The organism is Tistrella bauzanensis (assembly GCF_014636235.1).
GTDB lineage: Bacteria > Pseudomonadota > Alphaproteobacteria > Tistrellales > Tistrellaceae > Tistrella > Tistrella bauzanensis.
Map to the genome: position 1 here is coordinate 1 of NZ_BMDZ01000042.1, position 25,571 is coordinate 25,571.

At 68.4% G+C, this 25,571-nt stretch carries 23 protein-coding genes; 19 read left to right on the forward strand and 4 right to left on the reverse strand.

Translation table 11 applies throughout. The annotated features are described in order from the left end of the window. Positions 1-245 precede the first annotated feature (245 nt). From IEW15_RS16365 to IEW15_RS16380, 4 genes are read left to right on the forward strand one after another with little or no spacing between them, the layout of a single operon-like run. Positions 246-938 carry an HlyD family secretion protein gene (locus IEW15_RS16365; RefSeq protein WP_188579832.1) on the forward strand — a complete coding sequence of 231 codons (693 nt, stop codon included), beginning with the start codon at positions 246-248 and terminating at the stop codon, positions 936-938. 50 nt (positions 939-988) lie between these two features. Further along, the gene (locus IEW15_RS16370) at positions 989-2,611 is read left to right on the forward strand and encodes a DHA2 family efflux MFS transporter permease subunit (RefSeq protein WP_229708172.1); all 1,623 of its coding nucleotides are present in this window, start codon (positions 989-991) and stop codon (positions 2,609-2,611) included. Continuing rightward, a complete protein-coding gene (locus IEW15_RS16375) occupies positions 2,608-3,342 on the forward strand; it encodes a TetR/AcrR family transcriptional regulator (RefSeq protein WP_188579834.1) in 735 nt (244 codons plus the stop codon). Before IEW15_RS16370 ends, IEW15_RS16375 begins: the two co-directional genes overlap by 4 nt. 47 nt (positions 3,343-3,389) lie before the next feature. Further along, positions 3,390-4,376 carry an NADPH:quinone oxidoreductase family protein gene (locus IEW15_RS16380; protein WP_188579837.1) on the forward strand — a complete coding sequence of 329 codons (987 nt, stop codon included), beginning with the start codon at positions 3,390-3,392 and terminating at the stop codon, positions 4,374-4,376. A gap of 4 nt (positions 4,377-4,380) precedes the next feature. On the opposite strand, the gene IEW15_RS16385 is transcribed toward IEW15_RS16380, so the two are convergent. Both IEW15_RS16385 and IEW15_RS16390 read right to left on the reverse strand, forming a co-directional pair. Beyond that, complete coding sequence (locus IEW15_RS16385; protein WP_188579839.1) at positions 4,381-4,974, reverse strand: lysine exporter LysO family protein; 594 nt, start codon at positions 4,972-4,974, stop codon at positions 4,381-4,383. Positions 4,975-4,976: 2 nt separating this feature from the next. Then, positions 4,977-5,282 carry a LysO family transporter gene (locus IEW15_RS16390; RefSeq protein ID WP_188579841.1) on the reverse strand — a complete coding sequence of 102 codons (306 nt, stop codon included), beginning with the start codon at positions 5,280-5,282 and terminating at the stop codon, positions 4,977-4,979. Between the two features lie 214 nt (positions 5,283-5,496). Between IEW15_RS16390 and IEW15_RS16395 the strand changes: the two genes are divergently transcribed. The 15 genes from IEW15_RS16395 to IEW15_RS16465 all read left to right on the forward strand — a co-directional run bounded on the left by IEW15_RS16395 (position 5,497) and on the right by IEW15_RS16465 (position 23,969). After that, positions 5,497-6,405, forward strand: coding sequence for an alpha/beta fold hydrolase (locus IEW15_RS16395; protein WP_188579843.1), 909 nt, complete (start codon positions 5,497-5,499; stop codon positions 6,403-6,405). 198 nt (positions 6,406-6,603) lie between these two features. After that, positions 6,604-7,053 carry a MaoC family dehydratase gene (locus IEW15_RS16400; RefSeq protein WP_188579845.1) on the forward strand — a complete coding sequence of 150 codons (450 nt, stop codon included), beginning with the start codon at positions 6,604-6,606 and terminating at the stop codon, positions 7,051-7,053. A 177-nt stretch (positions 7,054-7,230) separates the two neighbouring features. Continuing rightward, entirely contained in the window at positions 7,231-8,208 is a 978-nt protein-coding gene (locus tag IEW15_RS16405) for a bifunctional riboflavin kinase/FAD synthetase (RefSeq protein WP_188579847.1), read from the forward strand. Between the two features lie 154 nt (positions 8,209-8,362). Beyond that, positions 8,363-11,185 carry an isoleucine--tRNA ligase gene (gene ileS, locus IEW15_RS16410; RefSeq protein WP_188579849.1) on the forward strand — a complete coding sequence of 941 codons (2,823 nt, stop codon included), beginning with the start codon at positions 8,363-8,365 and terminating at the stop codon, positions 11,183-11,185. Next, a complete protein-coding gene (gene lspA / locus IEW15_RS16415; RefSeq protein ID WP_229708173.1) occupies positions 11,178-11,720 on the forward strand; it encodes a signal peptidase II in 543 nt (180 codons plus the stop codon). The genes ileS and lspA overlap by 8 nt, the downstream gene beginning before the upstream one ends. A gap of 92 nt (positions 11,721-11,812) precedes the next feature. Then, a complete protein-coding gene (locus tag IEW15_RS16420) occupies positions 11,813-12,364 on the forward strand; it encodes a DUF3035 domain-containing protein (protein ID WP_188579851.1) in 552 nt (183 codons plus the stop codon). 157 nt (positions 12,365-12,521) lie between these two features. Beyond that, the gene (locus IEW15_RS16425; protein WP_188579853.1) at positions 12,522-14,156 is read left to right on the forward strand and encodes a M16 family metallopeptidase; all 1,635 of its coding nucleotides are present in this window, start codon (positions 12,522-12,524) and stop codon (positions 14,154-14,156) included. Between the two features lie 14 nt (positions 14,157-14,170). After that, positions 14,171-15,589 (forward strand): M16 family metallopeptidase, encoded by a 1,419-nt coding sequence (locus IEW15_RS16430; RefSeq protein ID WP_188579855.1) that lies wholly within the window; start codon positions 14,171-14,173, stop codon positions 15,587-15,589. 61 nt (positions 15,590-15,650) lie between these two features. Next, positions 15,651-16,934 carry a glucose-6-phosphate isomerase gene (locus tag IEW15_RS16435; RefSeq protein ID WP_188579858.1) on the forward strand — a complete coding sequence of 428 codons (1,284 nt, stop codon included), beginning with the start codon at positions 15,651-15,653 and terminating at the stop codon, positions 16,932-16,934. Positions 16,935-16,952: 18 nt separating this feature from the next. Then, positions 16,953-18,905, forward strand: a complete 1,953-nt coding sequence (gene mutL, locus IEW15_RS16440) for a DNA mismatch repair endonuclease MutL (protein ID WP_188579859.1) — start codon at positions 16,953-16,955, stop codon at positions 18,903-18,905. A gap of 28 nt (positions 18,906-18,933) precedes the next feature. Next, a complete protein-coding gene (locus tag IEW15_RS16445; RefSeq protein ID WP_188579861.1) occupies positions 18,934-20,070 on the forward strand; it encodes an esterase-like activity of phytase family protein in 1,137 nt (378 codons plus the stop codon). Positions 20,071-20,358: 288 nt separating this feature from the next. Then, a complete protein-coding gene (locus IEW15_RS16450; RefSeq protein WP_188579863.1) occupies positions 20,359-21,960 on the forward strand; it encodes a B12-binding domain/radical SAM domain-containing protein in 1,602 nt (533 codons plus the stop codon). 41 nt (positions 21,961-22,001) lie between these two features. Continuing rightward, a complete protein-coding gene (locus tag IEW15_RS16455; RefSeq protein ID WP_188579865.1) occupies positions 22,002-23,228 on the forward strand; it encodes an aminotransferase class I/II-fold pyridoxal phosphate-dependent enzyme in 1,227 nt (408 codons plus the stop codon). A gap of 72 nt (positions 23,229-23,300) precedes the next feature. Then, the gene (locus IEW15_RS16460) at positions 23,301-23,591 is read left to right on the forward strand and encodes a type II toxin-antitoxin system RelE/ParE family toxin (RefSeq protein ID WP_188579867.1); all 291 of its coding nucleotides are present in this window, start codon (positions 23,301-23,303) and stop codon (positions 23,589-23,591) included. A 48-nt stretch (positions 23,592-23,639) separates the two neighbouring features. Beyond that, entirely contained in the window at positions 23,640-23,969 is a 330-nt protein-coding gene (locus IEW15_RS16465; protein ID WP_188579868.1) for a HigA family addiction module antitoxin, read from the forward strand. On the opposite strand, the gene IEW15_RS16470 is transcribed toward IEW15_RS16465, so the two are convergent. Together IEW15_RS16470 and IEW15_RS16475 are read right to left on the reverse strand one after the other, a co-directional pair. After that, positions 23,970-24,872, reverse strand: a complete 903-nt coding sequence (locus tag IEW15_RS16470) for a DUF4349 domain-containing protein (protein WP_188579870.1) — start codon at positions 24,870-24,872, stop codon at positions 23,970-23,972. Continuing rightward, on the reverse strand, positions 24,869-25,567 hold the full coding sequence (locus IEW15_RS16475) for an RsmD family RNA methyltransferase (protein ID WP_188579872.1): 699 nt from the start codon (positions 25,565-25,567) through the stop codon (positions 24,869-24,871). Before IEW15_RS16475 ends, IEW15_RS16470 begins: the two co-directional genes overlap by 4 nt. Positions 25,568-25,571 lie beyond the last annotated feature (4 nt).

Consider the following 25,571-nt stretch of genomic DNA (forward strand, 5'->3'; position numbering starts at 1 on the left):
CGCTTGGTCAATCTGGCGACGCACCCATCAGGCCCAAGCAAAGCTCGCTCACATCAGGAGAAATACGCAACTGTAATGCTAGAAGGTGCGGGTGGCCGAGGCGGCGCTGGCCAGCGCCCGCGCGTCGGTGGACGTGATCGACCGCCGGCTTGAGCTATCCACCTCCGAGATCGCGCGCGCCGAGGCCGCCGTTGCCGCCGCCCGGGCCGAGCGGTCGCAGGCGGGGGGGCGACCTGTCGCGCTATGTGGCCTTGAACAAGAGCGCCGCCGCCAGCACCCAGCGGCTGGAAACCGCCCGCGCCGATGTCCGCAAGGCCGAGGCATCGCTGGCCGAGGCGGAGGCGGACCTTGCCACCGCCCGTGGTCAGGTGCCGGTTCTGCGCGCCAATCGCGGCGAAGCGCTGGCACAGATCGCCACGGCCGACGCGCGTCTGGCGGCGGCGCGGCTGGATCTGGATCACATCGTGGTGCACGCACCCCGCGCCGGCGTGGTGGCCAATCGCGCGGTCGAGGTGGGCGAATACGTCAAGCCCGGCCAGACCGCGCTTGCGATCGTGCCGCTGCCCCAGACCTATGTCGTCGCCAATTTCAAGGAAACCCAGCTTGGGGCGATGCGGCCCGGCCAGCCGGTGGTGATCGAGGTCGATGCCCTGGGCGGCCGCGAGATCCATGGCACGGTGGAAAGCCTGTCGCCGGCCAGCGGCTCGCGGTTCAGCCTGCTGCCGCCCGAGAACGCCACCGGCAACTTCACCAAGATCGTCCAGCGCGTGCCGGTGCGGATCACCGTCGACGACACCGATGATGCGGCACATCTGTTGGTGCCGGGCCTGTCGGTGGTGGTGGCAGTGGATACCAGCGCCGCCCCCGATGCCGCCAGCCACCGTCCGGCCTATGGGCTTGGCGCCAGCATCGCGCCGCGCGCCCTGGCGCAGCGCTGACCGGCGGGGCCACGGCGCCCGCATAAGACGAGCGAGAGGATCAGGCGCCGGTGTCGACAACCTCAGGCACGACAACACCCCCGGTGACGGCGGCGGCGGCCCCGGCCGCGCCGGCCGGCGCGGATGCCGCGAGCGGCCCCAGCCGAGGCGAGATCGCCGGCTTCATCGCCATGGTCTTCGGCATGTTCATGGCCATTCTGGACATCCAGATCGTATCGTCATCTCTGTCGGAGCTGCAGGCCGGGCTTGCCGCAAGCCCCGACGAGGTGTCGTGGATCCAGACCAGCTATCTGATCGCCGAAGTGGTCATGATCCCGCTCAGCGGCTATCTGTCGCGGGCGCTGTCGACCCGTGGACTGTTCCTGATCTCGGCCGCCGGTTTCACGCTGATGAGCGTTGCCTGCGCCACCGCCACCAGCCTGAACGAGATGATCGTCTGGCGGGCACTTCAGGGTTTTCTGGGCGGCGCCATGATCCCGACCGTGTTCGCGGCCGCCTTCCAGCTGTTCCGGGGCAATCGTCGCGGCGGGGTGTCGGTGGTGATCGGGCTGGTGGCGACGCTGGCCCCGACCATCGGCCCCACGCTCGGCGGCTGGCTGACCGAGATATTCTCGTGGCACTGGCTGTTCCTGGTCAATGTGGTGCCGGGCGTTCTGGTGACGCTGGTGGTCTGGCGGGCGCCGGCCTTCGATACCGGCGACCGGTCGCTGCTGCGCCGGCTGGATCTGGCCGGGCTGATGCTGATGGCGGTGTTCCTGGGCACGATGGAATATGTGGTCGAGGAAGGCCCGCGCGACGACTGGTTCGACGACCGGACCATCTCGGTGCTGTTCGTGATCATGGTCGTGGCCGGCATCGGCTTCTTCTGGCGGGTGCTGAGCCATCACAATCCGATCGTCGACCTGAAGGCGTTCCGAGACCGCAACTTTGCCACGGGCTGCATGTTCAGCTTCGTGATCGGTGTTGGCCTGTACGGGCTGGTCTATGTGCTGCCGCTGTATCTGGCGCGGATCCGCGACCTGAACGCCATGCAGATCGGCGAGGTGTTGTTCGTCACCGGGCTTGCCCAGTTCTGTTCGGCGCCGATCGCCGGCATGCTGTCGCGCAAGATGGATCAGCGGGTGATGCTGGCGATCGGCTTCACAACGCTTGCCGGCTCCACCTGGTGGATGTCGCACATCACCGCCGACTGGGAATTCAACCAGTTGCTGGTGCCGCAGATCCTGCGCGGCATGTCGCTGATGTTCTGCATGCTGCCGATCAATCAGATCGCCCTTGGCACCCTGCCGATGGATATGCTGAAGAATGCCAGCGTGTTGTATAATCTGATGCGCAATCTGGGTGGGGCCGTCGGGCTTGCCGGCATCAACACGCTGATGATCGACCGCAATGCCGTGCATCTGGGTCGCATCGCCGACAGTGCCAATCCGGCCCGGCCGGAGGTGCAGGCGGCGCTGGACGGGTTGACGCAGCGTTTCGACGGCCAGGTGGCGGGGGATGCGTCGCTGGCCGCGTTGAAGACACTGATGGGCATGGTGCAGCAGCAGGCGACGGTGATGACGTTCGGCGATGTGTTCCTGGTGCTGGCGGCGATCTTTATCGGCGCGGCCATGCTGACCACGACCCTGCGCCGGCCGGCGATGGCGGGCGCGCCTGCGGGGGGCGGGCATTGAGCGACGCATCGGAACGGGGCAATGGCCGAGCGCGGGCGGTGCTGGCGGCGGCCCGCGCGGCGGCGGCCGAGGCCTGCCGGCCATGTGATCCCGCCGGCCGCACGGGCCCCGGCCGGCCGGTCGATGGCGACAAGCGCCGCGCGATCCTGGCGGCGGCGCGCCAGCAGTTCGCCACCAATGGCTTCAATGCCGGCATGGGCGACATCGCGGCCGAGGCCGGCGTGTCGAAACAGACGATCTATAATGCCTTCCGCAACAAGGACGAGCTGTTCCTGGCCGCGGTGGGCGAGGTCGCCGAGCAGATCACCGCGCCGTTGAGCGCGCCCGACCCCGATGCCTCGCCCGAAGACATCCTGACCGAGATCGCCTGGCATTTCATGCGGGTGGTGATTTCCGGCAAGATGGTGTCGGTGATGCACATGCTGACCGGCATGGGCAGGGGCGGCATGGCGCCGGAGCTGGCCGCCGCCTTCTACGAGATCGGCCCTGCCAGGAATGGCAGGCGGCTGGCCGACTGGCTGGCGACGCAGCATCAGGCCGGCCGGCTCGACATCGACGACCCGCATCTGGCGTCGGAGCACTTCTTCGGTATGCTGAACGGCAAGCTGCAGCTTCGCCAGCTGCTGCATGCGGCACCACCCCCCGATGATGACGAGGCGGCGCGGCGTGTGGCGGCGGCGGTGACCCGCTTCATGAAGGCCTATGCGCCGGAGGTACCGCCGGCGCGCTGACCGCGCCGGCATGTGCCGCCCGCCACGGACAGATCCGGAGATTGTGCATGCGATGCTGGCAAGGCGACGCCCTGGGCTCGCCCGATGATTTCACCCTGATCCGCCGGCCGTTGCCCGAGCCGCAGGCCGGTGAGGTGCGGATCGCGATCGAGGCCGTGGGTCTGGGCTATGTCGACGGGCTGATTGTTCATGGCCGCTATCAGATCCGGCCGCCGCTGCCCTATATCCCCGGCGGCGAGATCGCCGGCGTCATCGATGCGGTGGGGCCGGGGGTGAGCGGCCGGCGCCCGGGCGAGCGGGTGGCGGTGTGGCGGATGGGCGGCGGGCTTGCAACCCATGTGATCGTGCCTGAGGCCGAGGCGGAATGCCTGCCCGACGGGCTCGACCTGGGCGATGCCGCGGCGATGCTGGTCGATTATCAGACGGTGCATTACGGATTGATCCGTCGCGGCGGACTTAAGGCCGGCGAGCGGGTGCTGGTGACCGGTGCCTCGGGCGGGGTCGGTTCGGCGGCGGTGCAGGTGGCGGCGCGGGCCGGCGCCGATGTCACGGCCATGGCCTCGACCGATGACGGCCGCGCCAGGGCGCTGGCGCTGGGGGCTGCCCGGACCATCGATGCCACCGACCCAGACATCCGCGCCCGTATCCGAGAGGCGGTGCCGGGCGGCGTGATCGACATCGTGTTCGATCCGGTGGCGGGGCCGGTCTTCGAGCTGCTGTTCCGGTCGCTGGCCAAGGACGGCCGCCACCTGATCGTGGGCTTCGTCGGCGGACCCATTCCGTCCCTGCCGATCAATCTGCCGCTGCTGAAGAGTGCCGCCCTGGTGGGGGTGGAGATCCGGCATTTCCTGACCGCGCATGCGGAGCAGGCCGCCGCCGACCGGGCGGCGCTGTTCAGGCGGGTCGCCGCCGGCGATCTGGCGCCACCGGCGCAGATGCGCTTTCCGCTCGCGCGCGCGCGTGACGCCCTGGCGGCGACGCTGGCCCGCGGCAAGGCTGGCAAGATCGTGGTTCAGCCGCGACGGGCGGACTGAGCCGTCACAGCGACAGGAAGAGCCCCACGAAAACCGGCGTCGCCAGACTGACCGCGAAACCGCTGGCCAGGGCCACCAGCCCGGCCTCGCGCCCGCCATGGATGGTGATGATGCCGAGCGACACGTCCATGGCGGTGGCGCCGGCCGATGCCACCGGTGCCATCGGGCCGAAGGCGCGCACCATCAGCCCGGCAAAGACCAGGGTGATGACCTCGCGGCTGATATTGGCCATCAGGGCAAGGGCGCCCATCGCCTCGCCCCGGGCCTCGGCGATCATCACCGCCGACAGGCTGTACCAGCCGAAACCCGAGGCCACCGCCAGCACGTCGCCCGGCGCCATGTTGTCCAGCAATGGCGAGACCAGTGCCGCACCGCCAAGCGTGCCGGCGATCACCGCCACCGGCAGGGCGATCGCGCGCGGCCCGGCGCGCCGCAGCCGGTCCCAGGCCGAGGGATCGAGTGCCGTGCCGAGCCCAACCAGAAATACCAGCAGCATCAATGCGGGTTCGGTCGCCCAGGCGCTCTGCGCGGCAAGCTGCGGGGCCATGGCGCCGATCGCGATGCCGGCCAGATAGCCGCCCAGAATGATCAGGGTCATGATCATGGCTGGTCCTCGCGCGCATCGACGGGCCCGGCCCTGCGGCCGATCAGCCTCAACAGAACCAGGGTGACGGCGATTGAGCCCGCGACCGCGGCTGCCGAGATGATCACCGCCTTCAGGCCCGAGGCCGCGAGCGTGCGGGCGAGATCGGGCAGGGCGCCGGTGCCGATCCCCATGAGCACCAGCAGCACGACGATCGAGATCGTGGTCAGCCGGTCGACCGGGCGCTGAAGCCGAAGGCGGCGACTGCGGAGCAGCCAGCCGGCGGCGAGGCCGAGCAGGAAGGCGAGGGCAAGGGCAAGCATGGGGGCGTCTCGATGGCGGGGCCGGGCGGGTACGGATCGGGCCGGGTGCGGATCAGGTGGGGCGGACCTTGATCGATCTTATGGTTGCAGGCAATGGGAAGTCGTGGCGGGGCGGGCGTGAACCGGCTAGCATGCAGAAAAACAAACGTATGAATGCGGACCGGTCCGGCCAGCCGCCAAGGTCCGGCCGGCCGCCAAGGGAGGACTGCCCCAGATGGTCGAGATCACCCATCGTCGTGTCAATGTCGGCGAGGTCACCTTGCATGTTGCCGAGGCTGGCGACCTCGCAAAGCCGGTGATGCTGTTCCTGCATGGCTTTCCGGAATTCTGGTATGCCTGGAAGGGCATGATGGGGCGGTTCGCGGCCGACTATCGCTGTGTTGCCCCCGATCTGCGCGGCTTCGGCGAAAGCGACGCCCCGGCCGAGGTGGACGCCTATCGCGCCAAGCATGTCGTCGGCGATATCAAGGGGCTGATCGAGGCGCTGGGCGTCGCCAAGGTGATCCTGGTCGCCCATGACTGGGGCGGGGCCGCCGCCTGGTTGTTCGCGATGAGCTTCCCTCAGATGATCGAGCGGCTGATCATCCTGAATTCGCCGCACCCGGCGACATTTCAGCGCGAGTTGATGCGCAACCCCGATCAGATTCGCGCCAGCCAGTATTTCCGCCTGTTCCGCAGCCCTGAGGCCGAGGCGAAGCTGTCGGCCAATGATTTCGACTGGCTGTGGCGGTTCTCGATGAAGCCGGTCTACGAGAAGGGCATCCTGAACGATGCCGACAAGGCGGCCTATCTCGAAGCCTGGGGCCGCCCTGGCGCGCTCACCGGCGGGCTGAACTGGTATCGGGCCTCGCCGATCGATGTGGTGCCGGCCGGCACCCTGCCGGCTGAAAAGCCGCTGCTCGACCCCGAGAAATACGCGGTCACCCTGCCGGTGCTGGTGATCTGGGGGCTGGGCGATACGGCGCTGGTGCCCGGCCTGATCGAGGGGCTGGAGATCTGGGTGCCGAATCTGACGATTGAGCGGGTGCAGCATGCAACCCATTGGATCGCCCATGAAGCCCCCGACGAGGTGGAGGCGGCGATCCGGCGGTTTCTCGCGCGGGAGCCGGCATCCGGAGGATAATTTCACATAGGGCTATTTTTTGGAAATTAACAGGGCATAAAAACGGGCATCTTGGTTGTAAATGATGCGCGACCCGGATTGCTCACGGCTGTTGATCTTGCTCCGGCCTGCGGTTCTGTCTATAGTGCAGCGCACATAAAAATCGGCGCCGGCCGTGACGGACCAGGCGCGGGCGACGGAATGGAAAGGTCAGGCCCCATGACCGCGATCAGCGGCCTCTGCATCGAAGACATGACCGTGGGCATGGATGCCACGATCACCCACACCATCACCGATCAGGACGTGCGCGCCTTCGCCGATCTGTCGGGCGACCACAATCCCGTCCATCTGGACGAGGCCTTTGCGAAGACCACGCCGTTCAAGGGCCGCATCGCCCATGGCGCCTTCACCACGAGCTTGATTTCCGCGGTGCTGGGAACCAGACTGCCCGGGCCCGGCGCCATCTTGGTCGACCAGAGTTTCCGGTATCGCGCCCCGGTGCGGATCGGCGACACGGTGACCGCCCTGGTGCGGGTGCAAGAGGTCGACACCGCACGCCGGCGTGCGGTGCTGGCCACGGAATGCCGGGTTGGCGACACCCTGGTTGTCGACGGTATCACCAAGGTGATGGTGCCGGCTCGCCCGGCGGCGCTCGCCGCCGCCGGCTGACCTGCCGGCTTCATTGTGCTGCCGGCCTTGCCGTGCAGCAGGCGGCGGCGTGGCACAGCGGGGCGGCGTAACCGGCGTTCCGCCCGAGACCCCACCGCGCCCGCCGGGCGCGGCGGATGCCCCACGTAACCCGAGGGGCGACCGCCGCGGCTTCGGGGGCCAGACAATGGACGGTGCATGCGGCTCTATCGACGTTTCGACGGCCTGCCGGCAGAGGCACGGGGGCTGTCTGTGGCCCTGGGGAATTTCGATGGCGTGCATTGCGGCCATCGCGCGGTGATCGGGGCCGCCGCATCGGCGGCGCGCCGGCTGGGCACGCGCCCGGCGGTGCTGACCTTCGAGCCCCATCCCCGCCAGGTGCTGCAGCCCGATCGCGCCCCCGGTCGCCTGCAGACCCCGTCTGACAAGCTGCGGGTGCTGGCGGCGGAGGCCATTCCCGCCGTGTTCATGCTGCGCTTCAGCAAGGCGCTGGCGGCGATGCCGGCCGAGGATTTCATCGATCGGGTGCTGCTGCGCGGCCTGCGCGTGGCGCATCTGGCGATCGGCCATGATTTCGTGTTCGGTCGCGGCCGTGGCGGCGATGCCAAGCTGCTGGAACAGGCGGCCCAGCGCCATGGCTTCGGCCTGTCGGTGGTGGAGCCGCGATCGCTGGGCGACACCGTGTTCTCGTCGACCGCGATCCGCCAGGCGATCGCCGATGGCGACATGATCCGCGCCGGCCAGTTGCTGGGCCGGCCCTGGTCGGTGACCGGCCGGGTGCGCGGCGGCGACCGGCGCGGCCGCACCATCGGCTTTCCCACCGCCAACATCGCCATCGGCCGCTATGTCGAGCCGGCGACCGGGGTTTATGCGATCCGCGCCCATGTGGCAGCGGGGCGGGGCGCCGGCGGCGTGGCCCTGCCGGGCGGGCGCTATGACGGTGTCGCCAATTTCGGCCGCAGGCCCACATTCGACAAACGCGACCTGCTGCTGGAGGCGCATCTGTTCGATTTCGCCGGCGATTTGTATGGCCGGCAGGTCGAAATCGCCTTCATCGAGCGGATCCGCGCTGAACGCCGTTTCGACGGGATCGAGGCGCTGAAGGCCCAGATCGCCGCCGACAGCGAGCGCGCCCGCGGCCTGCTCGCCGATGCCGCCGACCGGCGCTATGGCTGATGGTGCGGGCGGCCATGCGCCGGTCGTGCTATGCCTGCGCCGCCGCCCGTGGCATGATGCGCGCCGCCTGACCTTCAGTGGCCGGGCAGCCGACCCATCGCGTTTTCCTGTCGCGTTTCCCTCTGACCTTCAAGCCCGGAAGGGCCGGACCTCGATGAGCGTGGACTACAAAGCCTCGGTTTTTCTGCCCCAGACCCGTTTCCCGATGCGTGGCAACCTGCCGGCCAACGAGCCGGGCCTGCTCGACCGCTGGTCCGGCCAGGATCTGTATGCCCGGCTGCGTGCGGATGGCGAGGGGCGCGAGCGTTTCGTGCTTCATGACGGCCCGCCCTATGCCAATGGCCATCTTCATATCGGCCATGCGCTGAACAAGATTCTGAAGGACGTGATCAGCCGCTGCCAGCAGATGCAGGGCCATGACGCGCCCTATGTGCCGGGCTGGGACTGCCACGGTCTACCGATCGAATGGGAGATCGAGAAGCGCTATCGCGAGAAGGGGCTGAACAAGGACGAGGTGCCGCTGGTGGAATTCCGCCGCGAGTGCCGCGAGTTCGCCAGCCACTGGATCGATGTGCAGCGCGCCGAATTCAAACGCCTGGGCGTGCTGGGCGACTGGGAGCGGCCCTATCTCACCATGACCTTCGATGCCGAGGCGCAGATCGTGCGCGAACTCGGCAAGTTCCTGCTGACCGGCCAGCTTTATCGCGGGCCGCAGGCGGTGATGTGGTCGCCGGTTGAGAAGACAGCCCTCGCCGAGGCCGAGATCGAGTATCACGACAAGACCTCGACCACGATCACGGTGCGCTTCCCGGTGGTGACCGCCAGTCATCCGGCGCTCTCGGGGGCGTCGGTGCTGATCTGGACCACCACCCCCTGGACCATTCCCGGCAACCGCGCCGTCGCCTATGGCCCCGAGCTGGACTATGTGGCGATCCGGCCGACGGCGGTTGGTGAAGGGTCGCTGGCACGCGTGGGCGAGGTGCTGGTGCTGGCCGAGGCGCTGGCCCCGGCCGTGCTGGCCGATGCCGGCATCACCGCACATGAGGTGGTGGCGACCTTCAAGGGCACGGCGTTCGAAGGTGCGGTCTGCGCCCATCCGTTCCGTGGCCAGGGCTATGATTTCGACGTGCCGCTGCTGCCCGGCGACCATGTGACGACCGAGCAGGGCACCGGTCTGGTTCACACCGCCCCCGGCCATGGCGAGGAAGACTTCATCCTGGGCCGGACCTTCGGGCTTGAGGTGCCGGACACGGTGGCCGAGGACGGCATCTATACCGAGAGCGTGCCGATCTTCGCGGGCGACCATGTGTTCAAGGTCGACGACCGGATGTGTCAGGCGCTGGCCGATGCCGGCGCGCTGCTGACGCGCGGCAAGCTGCGCCACAGCTATCCGCATTCCTGGCGGTCGAAGGCGCCGGTCATTTTCCGCGCCACCCGCCAGTGGTTCATCTCGATGGAGCAGTCGAAGCTGCGCGAGAAGGCGCTGGCGGCGATCGACCGGGTGCGCTGGGTGCCCGAGACCGGCCGCAACCGCATCCGCTCGATGGTCGAGAGCCGGCCCGACTGGCTGGTGTCGCGTCAGCGTGCCTGGGGCGTGCCGATCACGGTCTTCGTCGATAAGGCGACCGGCGAACCGCTGCGCGATCCCGAGGTTCTGGACCGGATCGCGGTCGCCGTGGCGCAAGAAGGTGCCGAGGCCTGGTACACCCGCGACCCCGCCGAATTCCTGGGCGCCGGCCGCGACCCGGCCGATTACGAGCAGGTCACCGACATCCTGGATGTCTGGTTCGACAGCGGCTCGTCGCATGCCTTCACCCTGGAAGGCCGCAACGATCTGAAATGGCCGGCCTCGCTGTATCTGGAAGGCTCGGACCAGCATCGCGGCTGGTTCCAGTCGTCGCTGCTCGAAGCCTGCGGCACTCGCGGCACGGCCCCGTATGAAGCGGTGCTCACCCACGGTTTCGTGCTCGACGGCGAAGGCCGCAAGATGTCGAAATCGGTCGGCAACGTCATCGCGCCGCAGCAGGTGATCGAGCAGTACGGCGCCGATATCCTGCGGCTGTGGGTGGTGTCGGCGGATTATTCGCAGGACGTGCGGATTTCCAAGGACATCCTGTCGTCGCAGGCCGATGCCTATCGCCGGCTGCGCAACACCTTCCGCTATCTGCTGGGCGCGCTCGACGGCTTCTCGGATGCTGAACGGCTCGACCTCGACCAGATGCCCGAGCTGGAGCGCTTCGTGCTGCACCGGCTGTGGGAGTTGGACGTGCAGATCCGCAAGGCGATCGCGGCCTATGACTTCCATACCATGGCGACCCTGTTGCACAATTTCTGCGCGGTCGACCTGTCGGCGTTCTATTTCGACGTCCGTAAGGACGTGCTGTATTGCGACGCGCCCGACAGCATCCGGCGGCGCGCGACCCGCACGGTCATGGATCTGCTGTTCGACCGGCTGACGGTGTGGGCGGCGCCGATCCTGGTGTTCACCGCCGAGGAAGCCTGGCTTGCCCGCTTCCCCGAGGGGATGGCCCCCGAAGGTGAAAGCGTGCACCGCCGGGTGTTTCCCGACACGGTCGAGGCCTGGCGCAATGACGCCCTGGCCGATCGCTGGCGCCGGGTGCGCCAGATCCGCCGGGTGATCACCGGGGCGATCGAGGTCGAGCGTCGCGAGAAGCGGATTCGCGCCAGCCTTGAGGCGCATCCGACCGTGTGGCTGGCGCCCGAACATGCCCATGCCTTCGACGGGCTGGATGTGGCCGAGCTGTCGATCACCTCGGCGGCGACGCTTGCCACCGGCGCGGGCGAGGCCCCGGCCGACGCCTTCCGGATGGAGGATGTGCCCGGCGTCGCCGTGGTCGTGGGGCGTGCCGCCGGCGAGAAATGCGCCCGCTGCTGGCAGGTGCTGCCGGATGTGGGCGTGAATGCCGACCATCCCGCCCTGTGCGGGCGCTGTGCGGATGCGGTGTCTCATGGCTGACCACCGGCCGGCGTCACCGGTGGGCGGTCTGGACCATCAGACGATGCGGGCCCGCAGCCGTCGCATGCTGCTGATCGGCTTCATCGGTGTTCTGGTGGCCGATCAGATTACCAAGCAGGTGGTGCTGGCCGCCTTCGACATGCCGGGCGACGGCGTGGTGGTGACCTTCTTTTTCAACCTGATCCTGGTGTTCAATCGCGGCGTCAGTTTCGGTATGTTGGCACAGCATGGTGAACTGGCGCGCTGGGGGCTGACAGTTCTGGCAGCGGTGGTTGCCCTGGTGCTGATCCGCTGGGGCTGGCGGGGTGAACGGGCCTGGACCGCGCTGGGGCTGGGCCTGGTGGCGGGCGGTGCGATCGGCAATGCGCTCGACCGGGTCCGGATCGGCGCGGTGGTCGATTTCCTCGATCTTCACTATGCCGGCTGGCACTACCCGGCCTTCAATATCGCCGATGCCGGCATCACGCTCGGCGTCGTCCTGCTGCTGATCGACGGCCTGTTCGGCCGCGATCCATCAGAGCAGGCCCGGTCCTGACACCGCCCGCCCGGGTGATGTCGACATGTCATTGGTAGCCGTTCGGGCCGCGCCATTCCGGTGCCGGCCGACGGGATGAGGGAGCAGACCGCATGAGCCGCCTGACCGCGCTGTCGGTGATCGCGATCCTGAGCGTCGGCCTCGCCGCCTGCGATACGGCGCGCGAGACCCTGGGGCTGAACAAGCGTGCACCCGACGAATTCGCCGTCGTCCCCCGTGCACCGCTTGTGCTGCCGCCCAATTACGACCTGCGCCCGCCGGAGCCCGGCATGGCCCGCCCGCAGGAGCAGACGCCGGCCCAGACCGCGCGCGCGGCCCTGACTGGCAATGCCGTGCCCGGCACGGCCCCCACCGGCGGCAGCGAGATCGAGCAGGCGGTGCTGGCCGCAACCGGCGCCGACCGCGCCGATCCCGGCATCCGGTCGACGATCGCGCAGGAAAACACCCAGCTGGTCGAGGCCAGCGACAGCTTTGTCAACAGCCTGCTGTTCTGGCAGGAGCAGCCGGAGCCGGGCACGGTGATCGATGCCGGCGCCGAGCAGCGCCGCCTGCAGAGCAATCAGGCGGTGGGTCGCGCGGCGACCGATGGTGAGAGCCCGATCATCGAGCGCAAGCGTCGTGGTCTGCTGGAAGGCATTTTCTGAGCCCGGCATCGGCCGGCGGTGCGGCCGCCGCCGGCCATCCGGTGGCTATGACATAACCGGGCACCCGGCGGCGGGGGGTTGCGCCGGCCGCCGCACCGGCCCATCCTTTGATGCGGCCGCATGCCACCCGGCCGGCCGATCAACGAGGAGACGACGCTTGCCTGCGTCACTACCCCCCGCCGAGCGTCCCCGCCGCCGCGGGCGGCGGACCGCGCCGCTGTTCGCCGCGTCTGCGGGCCTGATGATGCTGATGGCGACCGGCCTGGCCGCGCCGCTGGCTGCCGCCCAGCCATCCGCCGCTCAGCCAGCCGCCGCGTCACCCGCGGCCGTGCCGCCGCCATCGGTGGCGGCCGCGACGGCGACCGCCGCCGCCAAGGCCGCCACCCCGCTTCTGGGCGCTCGGACGCGCATACTCGACAACGGCCTTCAGGTCGTGGTGGTTGAGGACCATCGCATGCCGGTCGTGTCGCATATGGTGTGGTATCGGGTGGGCAGCGCCGACGAACCGCCGCGCCGGTCCGGCATCGCCCATTTCCTGGAACATCTGATGTTCAAGGGCACCGATCAGGTGGCGGGCGACGAGTTCTCGCGGCTGATCGCCGAGAATGGCGGTCGTGACAACGCCTTCACCTCGTATGATTTCACCGCCTATTATCAGAACATCGCCGCCGACCGGCTGGATCTGGTGATGCGCCTGGAAGCCGACCGGATGACCGGGTTGAAGCTGACGCCGGAAGACACCCGGACCGAGCTTCAGGTGGTGATCGAAGAACGCCGCAGCCGCACCGACAACGACCCGCAGGCGCGGTTTTCGGAAGCCTATCGCGCCATGCTCTATGGCGGCCATCCCTATGGCCGGCCGGTGATCGGCTGGAGCGCGGAACTGCCGACGCTGACCCGTGACGACGCGCTGGCCTTCTATAAGGCCCATTACCGGCCATCGGCTGCCATCGTGGTGGTGGCAGGCGACGTTCAGGCCGCAGACGTGTTCAAGCTGGCCGAGGCGACCTATGGCCGGGTGGCGAATGACGGCCCCGCTCCCGACGATGCGGCACCCGGTGCCGGCGCGGAGGTCGGTGTTGCCAATGATGCCCGGGCGATCGAGGCTCATCGGCTTCGCCCGGCGCCGGCACCGCTGATCGGCGACCGGCGGCTGGTGCTGGCCGAGGCCGGGGTGGCCTCGCCGACCTGGCGCCGGTCGTGGCTGGTGCCCGTGGCCGAGAGTTTCGGCCACGACCGCGAGGAAGCGCTGGACCTGTTCCTGTTTGCGATGGGTGGCGGGTCGAATTCGCCGCTCTACCGCCGGCTGGTGGTGGCCGAGGGCGTGGCGGTTCAGGCTGGCGCGTTCTATTCCGGCGCCCGCGACGAAGGCCAGGTGATGATCTATGCGGCGCCGGCACCGGGCGTGTCGGTGGCGGCGCTGGAAGCGGCCGTCGAGGCGGCGGTGGCCGATCTGCTGAAGGACGGCGTGCCCGCCGATGTGCTGGAACGCGCCCGCACCCGGATGCTGGCCGACGCGGTCTATGCCCGCGACAGCGTGTCGTCGACCGCCAATCTGGTGGGGCGCGCTTTGGCCACCGGCGAGACGCTGGACCGGCTGGAAACCTGGCCGGAGCGGATCGCCGCCATCACCGGCGAACAGGGGCTTGAGGCCGCGCGCGCGGTGATGGCGCCGCCCGCCGGCACCGCCACCGGCATCCTGCTGCCCGAAGGTCTGGGGGTCGACGATCCGGCGCCGGCGGTGGCCTCCGCGGCCAGTGCCGCGCCGTCCAGCGAAGGAACCGTCCATTGATCGCCGCGCTTTACATGTCAGCGTTTCGTCACGGGCGGGCGCTGTGGATTGCCCGTATCATTCCAGCCATCGCCCTGGTGGCTTTGATGGTGGCAAGCGGTTCAATGCCGGCGCATGCGCTGGAAATCCGCACCCTGAAGAGCCCGGAGGGCATTCCCTTCTGGCTGGTACAGGTGCAGGAGCTGCCGGTGGTCACGGTCGATTTCGCCTTCAAGGGCGGCACGGCGCTGGAGCCTGCGGCCAGGGCCGGTGCGGCGACCCTGGCATCGGGCCTGCTGGTCGAGGGCGCGGGCGATATGGATGGCCCGGCCTTTCAGGACGCGCTGGCGGCGCGGGCGGTTGAGTTTTCCACCAATGTCAGCCGCGACCGGTTTTCGGGGAGTTTCCGCAGCCTGGCCACCGTGGCGCCGGATGCGGCCGACCTGGTCGGGTTGGCCCTGACCCGGCCGCGATTCGATGCCGAGGCGATGGAACGCGATCGCCAGCAATTGCTGGTCGGGCTGGCGCGGGATGCCGAAAACCCGCAGGTCATCGCCTCACGCAGCCTGCTGGAGGGCCTGTTCCCGGCCGATCCCTATGGCCGCCCGGACGAGGGCACCCCCGAAACCATGAGCGCCATCCAGCGCGACGATCTGATGGCCTATGCCGGCGCACAGTTCACCCGCGCGCGGCTGACAGTGGGCGTCGTGGGTGACATCACGCCCGAGGCTGCGGGTCAGGTGGTCGATCGGGCCTTCGCCGCTCTACCGGCGGGCGAGGGTGACGTGATGACCCGGCCGGTGGAGCCGGCCTTCTTCGGCGAGACCGTCGTCGACCGGCCGATCCCGCAGACCGTGATCACCTTCGCGCTGCCGGGTATTCGCCGCAACGACCCCGACTGGTTTCCGGCCTTCGTGATGAACCATATTCTGGGCGGCGGCAGCTTCACGGCGCGGCTGTTCAAGGAGGTCCGCGAGGCGCGGGGCCTGGCTTACAGCGTCGGCACCACACTGTTCCCGCTGGACCGTGCCGGGCTGATCTATGGCTATGCCGCCACCCGCAACGACCGCGCGCGCGAAACGGTGCAGGTGATCCGCGAGCAGATCAGCCGCTTCGTCGCCGAAGGCCCGACTGAGGCCGAGCTCGCCGGTGCCAAGAAATTTCTCACCGGTTCCTTCCCGCTCAGCCTGGATGGCAGCGGGGCCGTTGCCGGGCTGCTGGTGACGATGCAGATCCATAACCTGCCGCCGGCCTATCTCGACAACCGCAGCGCGCTGATCGAGGCGGTGACCGCTGAAGATGTGAAACGGGTGGCCGCACGTCTGCTCGATACCGATCGTCTGGCGGTGGTGATGGTGGGGCAGCCGGCCCCGGCCGAGGCCGGACATGCCGCCGTGGCCTCGCCACCATCTGATGCCCCTCCGTCATCCGGGGCATCGTCCACGTCGCATTGACCGTTCGCGCCTGGCCGATCTTCCGCCGTCAATGATGTCCCAAGGACAAGACACCCGCATCATGCCCAACACACTGCCGTTCACCATCGACTTCGCCGGATGCCCGGCCGACCCGTCATCGGACCGGAGCGCGCTTCTCGATCAGACCCGTCAGGCGCTGGACCGTCTGCATGGCTGGCAGGCGGACGGCACCCTGCCGCTGCTGAACCTGCCCGCCGCCCGCGATGATCTGGCGGCGCTGGCGCCGGTGGTGGCGCGCTGGCGACAGGAGGCAGGCGACGTTCTGGTGCTGGGCATCGGCGGGTCCAGCCTTGGTGCTCAGGCGCTGCTGGAATTGCGGGATCCGGCCGATCAGGGGCCGCGCATCCACACCCCCGACAATGTCGACCCGGTGAGCTTCCGGCGGCTGATCGACGGGCTGGACTGGACCGGCACCCGGTTGCTGGCCGTCTCGAAATCGGGTGGGACGGTGGAAACTGTGGCCCAGCTGCTGCTGATCCTGGACCGGATGGAAGCCGCGATCGGCCGCGACCAAACCGCGGCGCGGCTGGTGGTGATCGCCGAACCCGGCAACTCGCCGCTGCGCCAGATCGCCAATGATTACGGCGTCGAGACCTTCGACCACGACCCGGATGTCGGGGGCCGGTTCTCGGTGCTGTCGCTGGTGGGGTTGATGCCGGCAATGCTGGGCGGCGTGGATGCGGTGGCCGTGCGCGAAGGGGCGGCAGCGGTGCTGGAGCAGGCCTTTGCCGGTGGCGATCCGACCGGCATCCCGGCGGCGATGGGTGCCGTGGTCGCGGCGGGGCTGATGCGCCATCACGGCGTGTCACAGGCGGTTCAGTTCGGCTATGTCGACCGGCTGGCGCGGTTCGGTGAATGGTGGCGGCAACTGGTGGGCGAAAGCCTGGGCAAGCAGGGCATCGGGCTGGCGCCGGTCTTCGCCCGTGGCGCCACCGACCAGCACAGCCAGCTTCAGCTATATCTGGATGGTCCCCGCGACAAGCTGGTGACGGTGATCGAGCCGCCGGCGGAACAGAACCCGGCCTGGCGGATCCGCCCCGAGGCCGCGGCTCGTTACGGCGTCGACTATCTGTCGGGCCGCAGCCTGGGTGACCTGATCGCGGCCGAGGCGCGGGCGACCGCATCGTCGCTGATCGCCGAGGGCCGCCCGACGATCTGCATGCGGCTGGATGCGGTGGATGCCCGCACCATCGGCGCGCTGATGATGAATGCGATGCTGGAGACCATCCTGCTGGCCGACCTGCTGGCGGTCGATCCGTTCGATCAGCCGGCGGTGGAAAAGGGCAAGATCCTGACCCGCGAATACCTCGCGGCCCTGGGCTGAGGCGGCGGCGAGCCGGTCATGTCACAGATCCGCCGCCTGCCCGAGACGCTGGTCAACCGCATCGCCGCCGGCGAGGTGGTGGAACGGCCGGCGGCTGCGGTGAAGGAACTGGTCGAGAACGCCATCGATGCCGGCGCCACCCAGATCGAGGTGGCACTGGGTGGTGGCGGCCGCAGCCTGATCGCGGTCAGCGATGATGGCATCGGCATGGACGGTGAGGATCTGGAGCTTGCCGTCGATCGCCATGCCACCTCGAAGCTGGCCGATGACACCCTGGTCGAGATCGACACGCTGGGCTTCCGGGGCGAGGCCTTGCCATCGATCGGCGCGGTCAGCCGGCTGAAGATCACCAGCCGGCGCAAGGGCGCCGATGCGGCAGTGGAGATCGCCGTCGAAGGCGGGCTGAAGGGTCAGACCCGGCCGGCCGCGGGGCCGGTCGGCACCCGTGTCGAGGTCCGCGACCTGTTCTATGCCACCCCGGCACGGCTGAAATTCCTCAAATCGGAACGCGCCGAGACCCAGGCGGTGGCCGATACGCTGCGCCGGCTGGCGATGGCCTATCCGGAAATCGGCTTCAGCCTGACCGATGGCGAGCGGCGGATCTTCGCCTTCCGCCCTGAGGCGGGACTTGGCGCCGCGGCGCGACTGGCCCGGCTGGCCCGGATCATGGGCCGCGACTTCGCCGAGAATGCCTTGGAGATCGAGGCCGAGCGCGACCTGATCTGCCTGGACGGCCATGCCGGGCTGCCGACCCTGAACCGCGGCACCGCCCAGCACCAATATCTGTTCGTCAATGGCCGGCCGGTCCGCGACCGGTTGATGCAGGGGGTGGTCCGCGCCGCCTATCAGGATCTGCTGGCCCGCGACCGGCATCCGATGGTGGCGCTGTTTCTGACCGTGCCGTCGGCGCTGGTGGATGTGAACGTGCATCCGGCCAAAGCCGAGGTGCGGTTCCGTGAGCCGCAACTGGTACGTGGGCTGATCATCGGAGCGCTGCGCCATGCGCTGGCCGAGGCCGGCCACCGGGCGGCGACAGCCTTGGGCGGCATCGGTGGTCTTGGCACCGCCAACCGCGCCAATCTGCCCTTCGGCTCATCCACAGGTTTGCCAACAGGGTCATCCACAGGGTCGCCCACAGATCTGTCCACAGGCGGGGGGGATCAGGCGTCGCTATGGGCCGCCGCCCGACAGGCCGCCGCCGGCATCCTGCCGCCACGGCTGAGCACTGCCGCAGCCGGCAGGGCCACGGCCTTCTGGGCACCGCCATCAGTCGATGATCAGGGACTTGCCGATCCGCCGACGCCGGGCATGGACCGCGACCCGCTGGCACCGCCGGCCGCGCGCGGGGCCGCACCGGCCGCCGCCGGCCCGGTGGATGCGACTTTGCGCGCCCATCCGCTGGGTGCGGCGCTGGCCCAACTGCACGATACCTATATTCTGGCCGAGACCGATCATGGGCTGGTGGTGGTGGATCAGCATGCCGCCCATGAACGGCTGGTCTATGAACGCATGAAGCGCCACATGGCGGAGGCCGGCGTGCCCTCGCAAGGCCTGCTGCTGCCCGAGGTGGTGGATCTGGACGAGGCTGCGGCCGATGCGCTGGTCCGGCGGGCGCCCGAACTGGCCCGCATGGGGTTGGACATCGAGGCTTTCGGGCCGGGGGCGGTGCTGGTGCGGGGCGTGCCGGCGCTTCTGGGGCGGGTGGATGCGCGCGGCCTGATCCGCGATCTGGCCGACGAGATCGCCGAATATGACGACGCCCTGGCGCTGGCCGACCGGCTGGAGGCGGTGTGTTCCACCATGGCCTGCCATGGCAGTGTCCGGGCCGGCCGCACGCTGTCGGTGCCTGAAATGAATGCCCTGCTGCGCGAGATGGAGATCACGCCCCATTCCGGCCAGTGCAATCATGGCCGGCCGACCTGGGTGTCGCTGGATCGCGGCGCCATCGAGCGGCTGTTCGGGCGGCGGTGAGCGGAGTGGATCGCACAGGATGCCGCCAATGCTGACACGGCTGCGGGGCGGGCTGCTGGCAGCGATGCTGCTGCTGCCGCTGACCACCGGCTGCGCTGTGCCGGCGGTGTACGACGTTGCCGATGCCGGCGGCGTGGCGCTGCTGGACGACCGGGTGTTGCGACCGGATGACGGGCCGCGTGGCATTCCCATGGGCGGCTTGTCCGAAATTGCCGCCGACGGCGATGGCGGCTATGTGCTGATCAGTGATGATCGCGGTGAGTATGGTCCGCCCCGGCTTCTGACCATGGCGATCGACTTCGATCTGGAGCGGCGGCGCTTCCGTATCGGGGCAAGGGACTGGCTGCCGCTGGTGACTGGTGCCGTAGACGGCATGACCCCACCGGTGACGATCGACGGCGAGGCGCTGCGTATCGTGCCGGGCAGTGGCGACCGGCTATGGTCGTCGGAAGGGCGGATCTGGGACGGCGTGCCGGCGGCCCTGTATCTGAGCGACGCGGATGGCACGCTGCTGCGTCAGATGGTCCTGCCCGACTATTTCCGGCCCGATAAGCCCAGGGGCTGGTCGGGGCGCGGCATGCGGCCGAACAAGGCGTTCGAGGCGATCGACGTCACGAAGGATGGCCGTCAGGCGGTGGCCATGCCCGAAGACGTGCTGATGCAGGAGATGACCGACGAGAATGGCCGCACCGGCATACCGGTGCGGGTGATGCGCTTCGATCTGGATAGCGGCCGGCCGATCGGGGCCCATGTCTATCGGCTGGATCCGTTTCCTGACCCGGGGGCGGACGGCGCGCCCGGCGGCATCAATGCCAATGGCGCGGTGTCGATGCTGCTGCTGGATGATGGCCGCTATCTGGTTTTGGAGCGGGCGTTTCTGAAGGCCTATGGTGTCCGGATCCGGTTGTATCTGGCCGATCCCGCTGGCGCGGATGACGTGCTGGCCATCGACAACCTGAAGAACAGGCGGTATCGCGCCGCGTCGAAGCGACTGATCGGGGATCTGATCGGCGCGGGCCTGCGCGCCGACAACTGGGAAGGCATGGCATTCGGGCCGGACCTTCCCGATGGCCGTAAGACCCTGGTTCTGGTGTCGGACGACAATTTCAACCGCCTGTTTCAGTCCACGATCATTGCCTGGATCGCGCTTCCGCCTCTCGATTGATGCAAAAAACAATCATTGGTTGATAAAATGGACAGAATCCCGCTGATTCAGGACGTAACTTTCGCGTTTTATATTGGTGAACATATTGACCATAACGCGGATGCGTTAGACATTCCGGTCATTAGGTTTCGCAATCCGTTCGATATTCTACTTCAAATAGCGGCCCTTGGCGTCGATAGGCGCCATTGCGGACCGCCTGTCGCGCCGCATCATCGGTTCGACAAGCGGACTGTGCCGGGCCGTCGGTTGAGGTGGGCCGGTGCGTGCCAGCATTGACCGGGACCGATCATGACCATCAGGGCCGTTGCCGTTTCCGCCCCCGACTGGGTGGCGGGTGTGAAGGATCAGCGCGCGCTCAACAGCCGCGACGCTGCCAGTCTGTATAATGCCTGCCGGGTTGCTGCCGCCGAGGCGGCATCCGGCATTGGGCCGTGGGGCCGCTCGAACTGGGCGGGTGGTGACGCCCGCGCCAGCCGTTCGGCCGCGCGCGCCGCCACGCTGCTGATGTATTCCATGGACGACATGGCGGCGTTCCGCGCCCTTCTTGCCCGTGAGCAGCCGAACCTGCTGCTGATCGGCGCCATGTCGCTGTGCCTGCCGGGTGCCATCGCCTGTGCCGGCATTGCTCGTGACATGCTGGGCGACCGGGTGGCAATCGTGCTGGGCGGTCGTCATGCCGGCGAAACGGTGTGGCTGGCCGATGTCCAGACCCGCCAGTCCTCGGCGCTGCGTCGCCATGTGGCGGCACCTCTGGACCTGATCCATGCCGGTCGTATCCCGCCGGTGTTCGATGCCGTGGCCATGGGGGATGGCGAATATCTGATCGCGGCGCTGGGCCGGGCGGTGGATGCGGCCATGTCGCGAGGGTTGCATCCGGCGGCGCTGTTCGGCGAGGTCGAGTCCGCCACCCCGGGCGACTGGATCCTGGGGCTGAACGACCGGGGACGGCCCGGCTATCTGGTGTCGCAGGCGGCGCCGATGGATTACGCGGCGCTGCCCGCGCCATCGCGGATGTTCGGCGTGGGTGGGGCGTTCGGTGTGTTCGGCGGGCGTATGACCGCCCATGTGTTCAGTGATATCGGCCGAGGCTGCGTGTATGACTGCGGGTTCTGTTCCGAGCGTGCCTCGGCCACCGGCGGGGTGCGCGACCTTGCCAACAGCGGCGACCGGTTGTATCGACAGTTGCGCGATGCCGCCGTCACCATCGCCGAAGACTGGCCCGGGTGCTGCGCCAGCGCGTTCTGCGAGGATTCGGTGTTGCTGGGCGGCGCCAATCGGCTGATCGACGGGTTCTGCACCCTGATGGAACGCCAGCCCGTCGATATCCGCTTCGGTGGCCAGCTGACCATCGACCAGATTCTGGCGCGACCTGCCGAGGTGGCGCGGCTGGCCCGTGCCGGCCTATCCTATGTCTTCATCGGTGTGGAAACGTTGTCGCCGGAGGAGATCGGGGGGATGAGCAAGGATGTCGGCCGCAAGCGGTCGTCCTGGACCGACCGGATGCATCAGGCCTTCGACATTCTGGGCGCCGCCGGCATCGATTGCGGCTGTGCTGTCCTGTTCGGGCTGGGGGAACGTCATGACAGCCGGCTGGCGCTGCTCGACCGGCTCGACCGTTTCCGCCGCAGCCATGGCGTGCCCGATCCGATCAGCCTGAACTGGGCGGTGCAGCACCCGCTCTGTGGCGCGGATGGCGGTGCTGGCTATGACTATGTCGACTGGGGAACCCCTGAAGGTCCGTATCTGGACCTGTTCCACAATTTCGGCGAGGCGTCGCTGCGCTATCCGCTGCCCCATGCCGGGCGCCCGCGTCTGGACGAGGTGGCCGAGGTGGTGGCTGCGGCCGATGCGGTGCGTCGTGTGCCGGTCGGCGGACGGATGGCGTCGTGAGTGGGGGGGACCGGACAGACGGCGGCAGTGGCGGTCGACCGATGCCGCCGTCGATACCTCTGTCTCGATGGCGCCAGAACACCCGCATCGCTCAGGGCGCCCGGTTCCCGCTGGGCTGCGTGGAAACGCCGGTGCCACCGGTGACCGAGGCCACCACGGTGCTGTTCGCCGATATCGACGCCATGGCGCCGGTCGACCGCGACAGTCTCAGCCGCCAGGGCCATGACCCTTTCGACGGCTTCTATTACGGCGCGGTCGGCACACCGTCATCGGGCGCGCTGGCGCGGATGGTGGCGGGGGCCGGCGGCGCCGGTCATGCGGTGATCACGCCCGCCGGGCTGTCGGCCTTCATCGCCGCCCTCTGGGCCTGTGTGAAGCCGGGTCAGCGGGTGTTGGTCTCGGACGCCGTCACCTATTCGCTGCGCTGGCATCTGGACCGGCGCGCGGCCCTGGCCGGCATCGGGGTGGATTATTTCCCGCCCGGCATCGGCGCCGGCATTGCCGGGCTGATCCGGCCCGAGACCCGGCTGGTCTGCGTGGAAAGCCCGGGCGCCTTCACCTTCGAGGTCGAGGATCTGGCGCCGCTGGCGACAGCGGTTCATGCCGCCGGCATTCGGCTGCTGGTCGACGATACCTGGAGCGCCGGTCAACATTACCGGCCGTTCGATCATGGCGCCGATCTGGTGCTGTACTCGCTGGCCAAGCTGCATGCCGGCATCGCCGGCGTGTCGCTGGGCGCGGTGCTGACCAACGACCGCGCGCTCTATGAAGATGTCCTTGAGGAAACTGCCCTTCAGGGCATGGCGGTATCGGCCGATGCCACCCAGAAGGCCTGTGTCGCCTGTCAGACCCTGGCGGTTCGGCTGGCGGCACAGGACCGCAGCATCCGACGGGTGATGGCGGCGATGTCGGCCATGGTGCCGGCGGGGCTGCGGCTGTTGCATCCGGCGATCGAAGCCCATCCCGGCCACGCAATCTGGCGGCGCGACTTCACCGGCGCCGGCAGCCTGTTCTCGATCGTGGTCGAAGGCGGCACCCCCACGGATGCCGCGGCCATCGGTCGCGGGCTGGCCCTGTTCCGTCCCGGCTATGGCTGGGGCGGGGCGGTCAGCCTGCTCTCGCCGTTCATCGCGGGTGAGGGCCGCACGGTGTCTCGCCCGCCGGTGGAAGGCGCGGGTCTGCGGCTCTATGTCGGCCTTGAGGATGCCGATGACCTGGCGGAGGATCTGTGCGCGGCTGTGGAACGGGCGGCGCGGGCCGGCGGGTAGGACGAGAGCAGTCTACACTCAATCCGTAAAGTGTCGCTTTACGCAGAACGAATTTTGCGGGTATTGTGGCGGATGAGAATCAGGACGGTTATCCACAAGGGATTGCGTCGTTTGATCGATAAAGACGACGCCGGTGGCCTGCCGCCCGCAGTCGTACCCAAGCTGAGGAACATGATATCGTTCCTGGAAGCGATGAGCGATGTCGACGAACTGAAGAGCATACCGCATTGGCATGCCCATCTGTTGACTGGTGATCGCAAGGGCTGCTGGGCGCTCTATGTCACGCGGAATTGGCGGCTGACCTTCAAGGTGGATCATGTCCAGATTGAGATCATCGATCTGGACTATCAGGATTATCATTAAAGCGGACGTATAGTCCGTTTAGAGCCCGCCGTTCGACAGGAGATGACAATGACCGCGATGCAGGGCATTCGTATGAAGATGCCGGGTCATCCTGGCGGGTTCTTGAAGAGCGAGATTCTGGAGCCGCTGTCGCTGTCGGTAACGGATGCGGCCCGTGTGCTTGGCGTAACACGGCCGGCCCTCTCGGCGCTTTTAAACCAGCGTGCACAGCTGTCGCCCGAGATGGCGTTGCGGATCGAGAAGGCGTTCGGTGTGTCGATGGACACGTTGATGCGGATGCAAACCAATTATGATATCGCCCGCGCTCGCCTGCATGCAGACGAACTTGATGTTCTGCCGTATGCGGGCCGGCGGGACGTGGCTGAGCCGCCGGCGTGATCAGCGCCGCCGGCGGCGGATGAAGCGGACCAGGAACGTCAGCACCAGCGCCACCGGCAGCAGGGCGGGCAGCATGCCGATCAGCCAGACCAGCAGGCTCAACCCGTCGCGGAAGGCGTCGATCAGCCCGGCGACCAGATCGCGGCCCAGCCCCTTGAACGGGTCGAGCAGGCCGGGGCCGGTGGCGGGTGCCATCACCTGAACCCGGTAAAGGTCGCGGCTGATGCGGTTCTCGATCCGGCCATATTCGCCTGTGGCCAGTTCCAGCCGGGTCTGGGTGTCGGCGATTTCACGGCTGAGGGTGATGAGGTCTTCAAGCGTGGCGTCGGGCCGCTCATACAGGCCCTGGAGCCGGTCGCGATGCTGGCGCAGCAGGGCCAGCCTGCGGCTGACATCCACCACCTGATCCGACAGATCCTCGGCGGCGGTCTGGCGTTCCAGCGCCTCGCCCTCGGCGATACCGGCGAGATAGCCGTCCATCACCTCGACCCCGGGCTTGGGCAGGCGCGCTTCAAAGGCGCCGCCGATCTCGGGGCCGTCGATGCGCACCGACAGCATGGTGCAGCCCGACATGTCGCGGCAGATCTGGCGCAGACGCTCGATATGGCTGCCGGGTTCCGAGACGGTCAGCCGCCGGTCATGGGTATAGGCCAGCCGTTCTTCCGGTGCGCCGTCTTCCAGGCCGGCCGTCGCGGCTTCACCCGATGCGGGCGCTTCCGGGGCCTGCATGCCATTGCCCGCTGGTCCGGCGGTCCTCGACATCATCGGTGCCGGCGGGGCGGCCGCGATGTCGCGGGAGATGCCGCCCTGGCCGCTGGTGCCGCCACTGCCATTGTCGTCGGGGTCGCAGGCGGCAAGCGAGACGGCGAGCAGGCCCGCCAACAGCACGCGGCGCAGGATCATGACCTGGACTCCGCATCGATGTCGGTATCGGCGCCAGCGCCTTCGTCGATGCCCGTATCCTCGTCGATGCCCGCGTCTGCATCGATGGGAACGCCATGGCCCAGGATAAGGATATCGGCCTTGCCATAGCGGCGCCGGTCGAGCAGGGCGTAGCCGTTGACCGGCTCAACCGGAGTGCCCCGCTGCACCTCAAGTGTGATGATCGCCGGGCTCGCCAGCGACCGCGCTGCCAGCAGTCCGGTCAGGATTGCCGGCACCAGCTGTGGTGCGTCATAGGGCGGATCGATCATCACCAGATCGAACACACCCTGGCCGCGCAGCGCCCCGGCCACCGTCTCAGGCCGGCTGAGATCGGCCGAGGCAAAGCGGCAGCGCGGGGTTTCCCCCAGCGTGTCGGCATTGGCGCGGGCAAGGTCCAGCGCATGGCGGTCGCGGTCGAGGAAAACTGCGGCTGCGGCACCGCGCGACAGGGCTTCCAGCCCCAGCGCGCCGATGCCGCAACACAGATCGGCGACGCGGCGATCACGGACCACCGCATCGCCATCGCCCCGCAGATCGCGATGGCCGAGGATATCGAACAAGGCCTCGCGGGCGCGTTCCGATGTCGGGCGGATCACCGCCCGGCTTGCAGGACCGCGCCCGTCAGGCGCCTGGAGTGCGCGGCCGCGATGGCGGCCGCCGACGATCCTCGGCATCGGT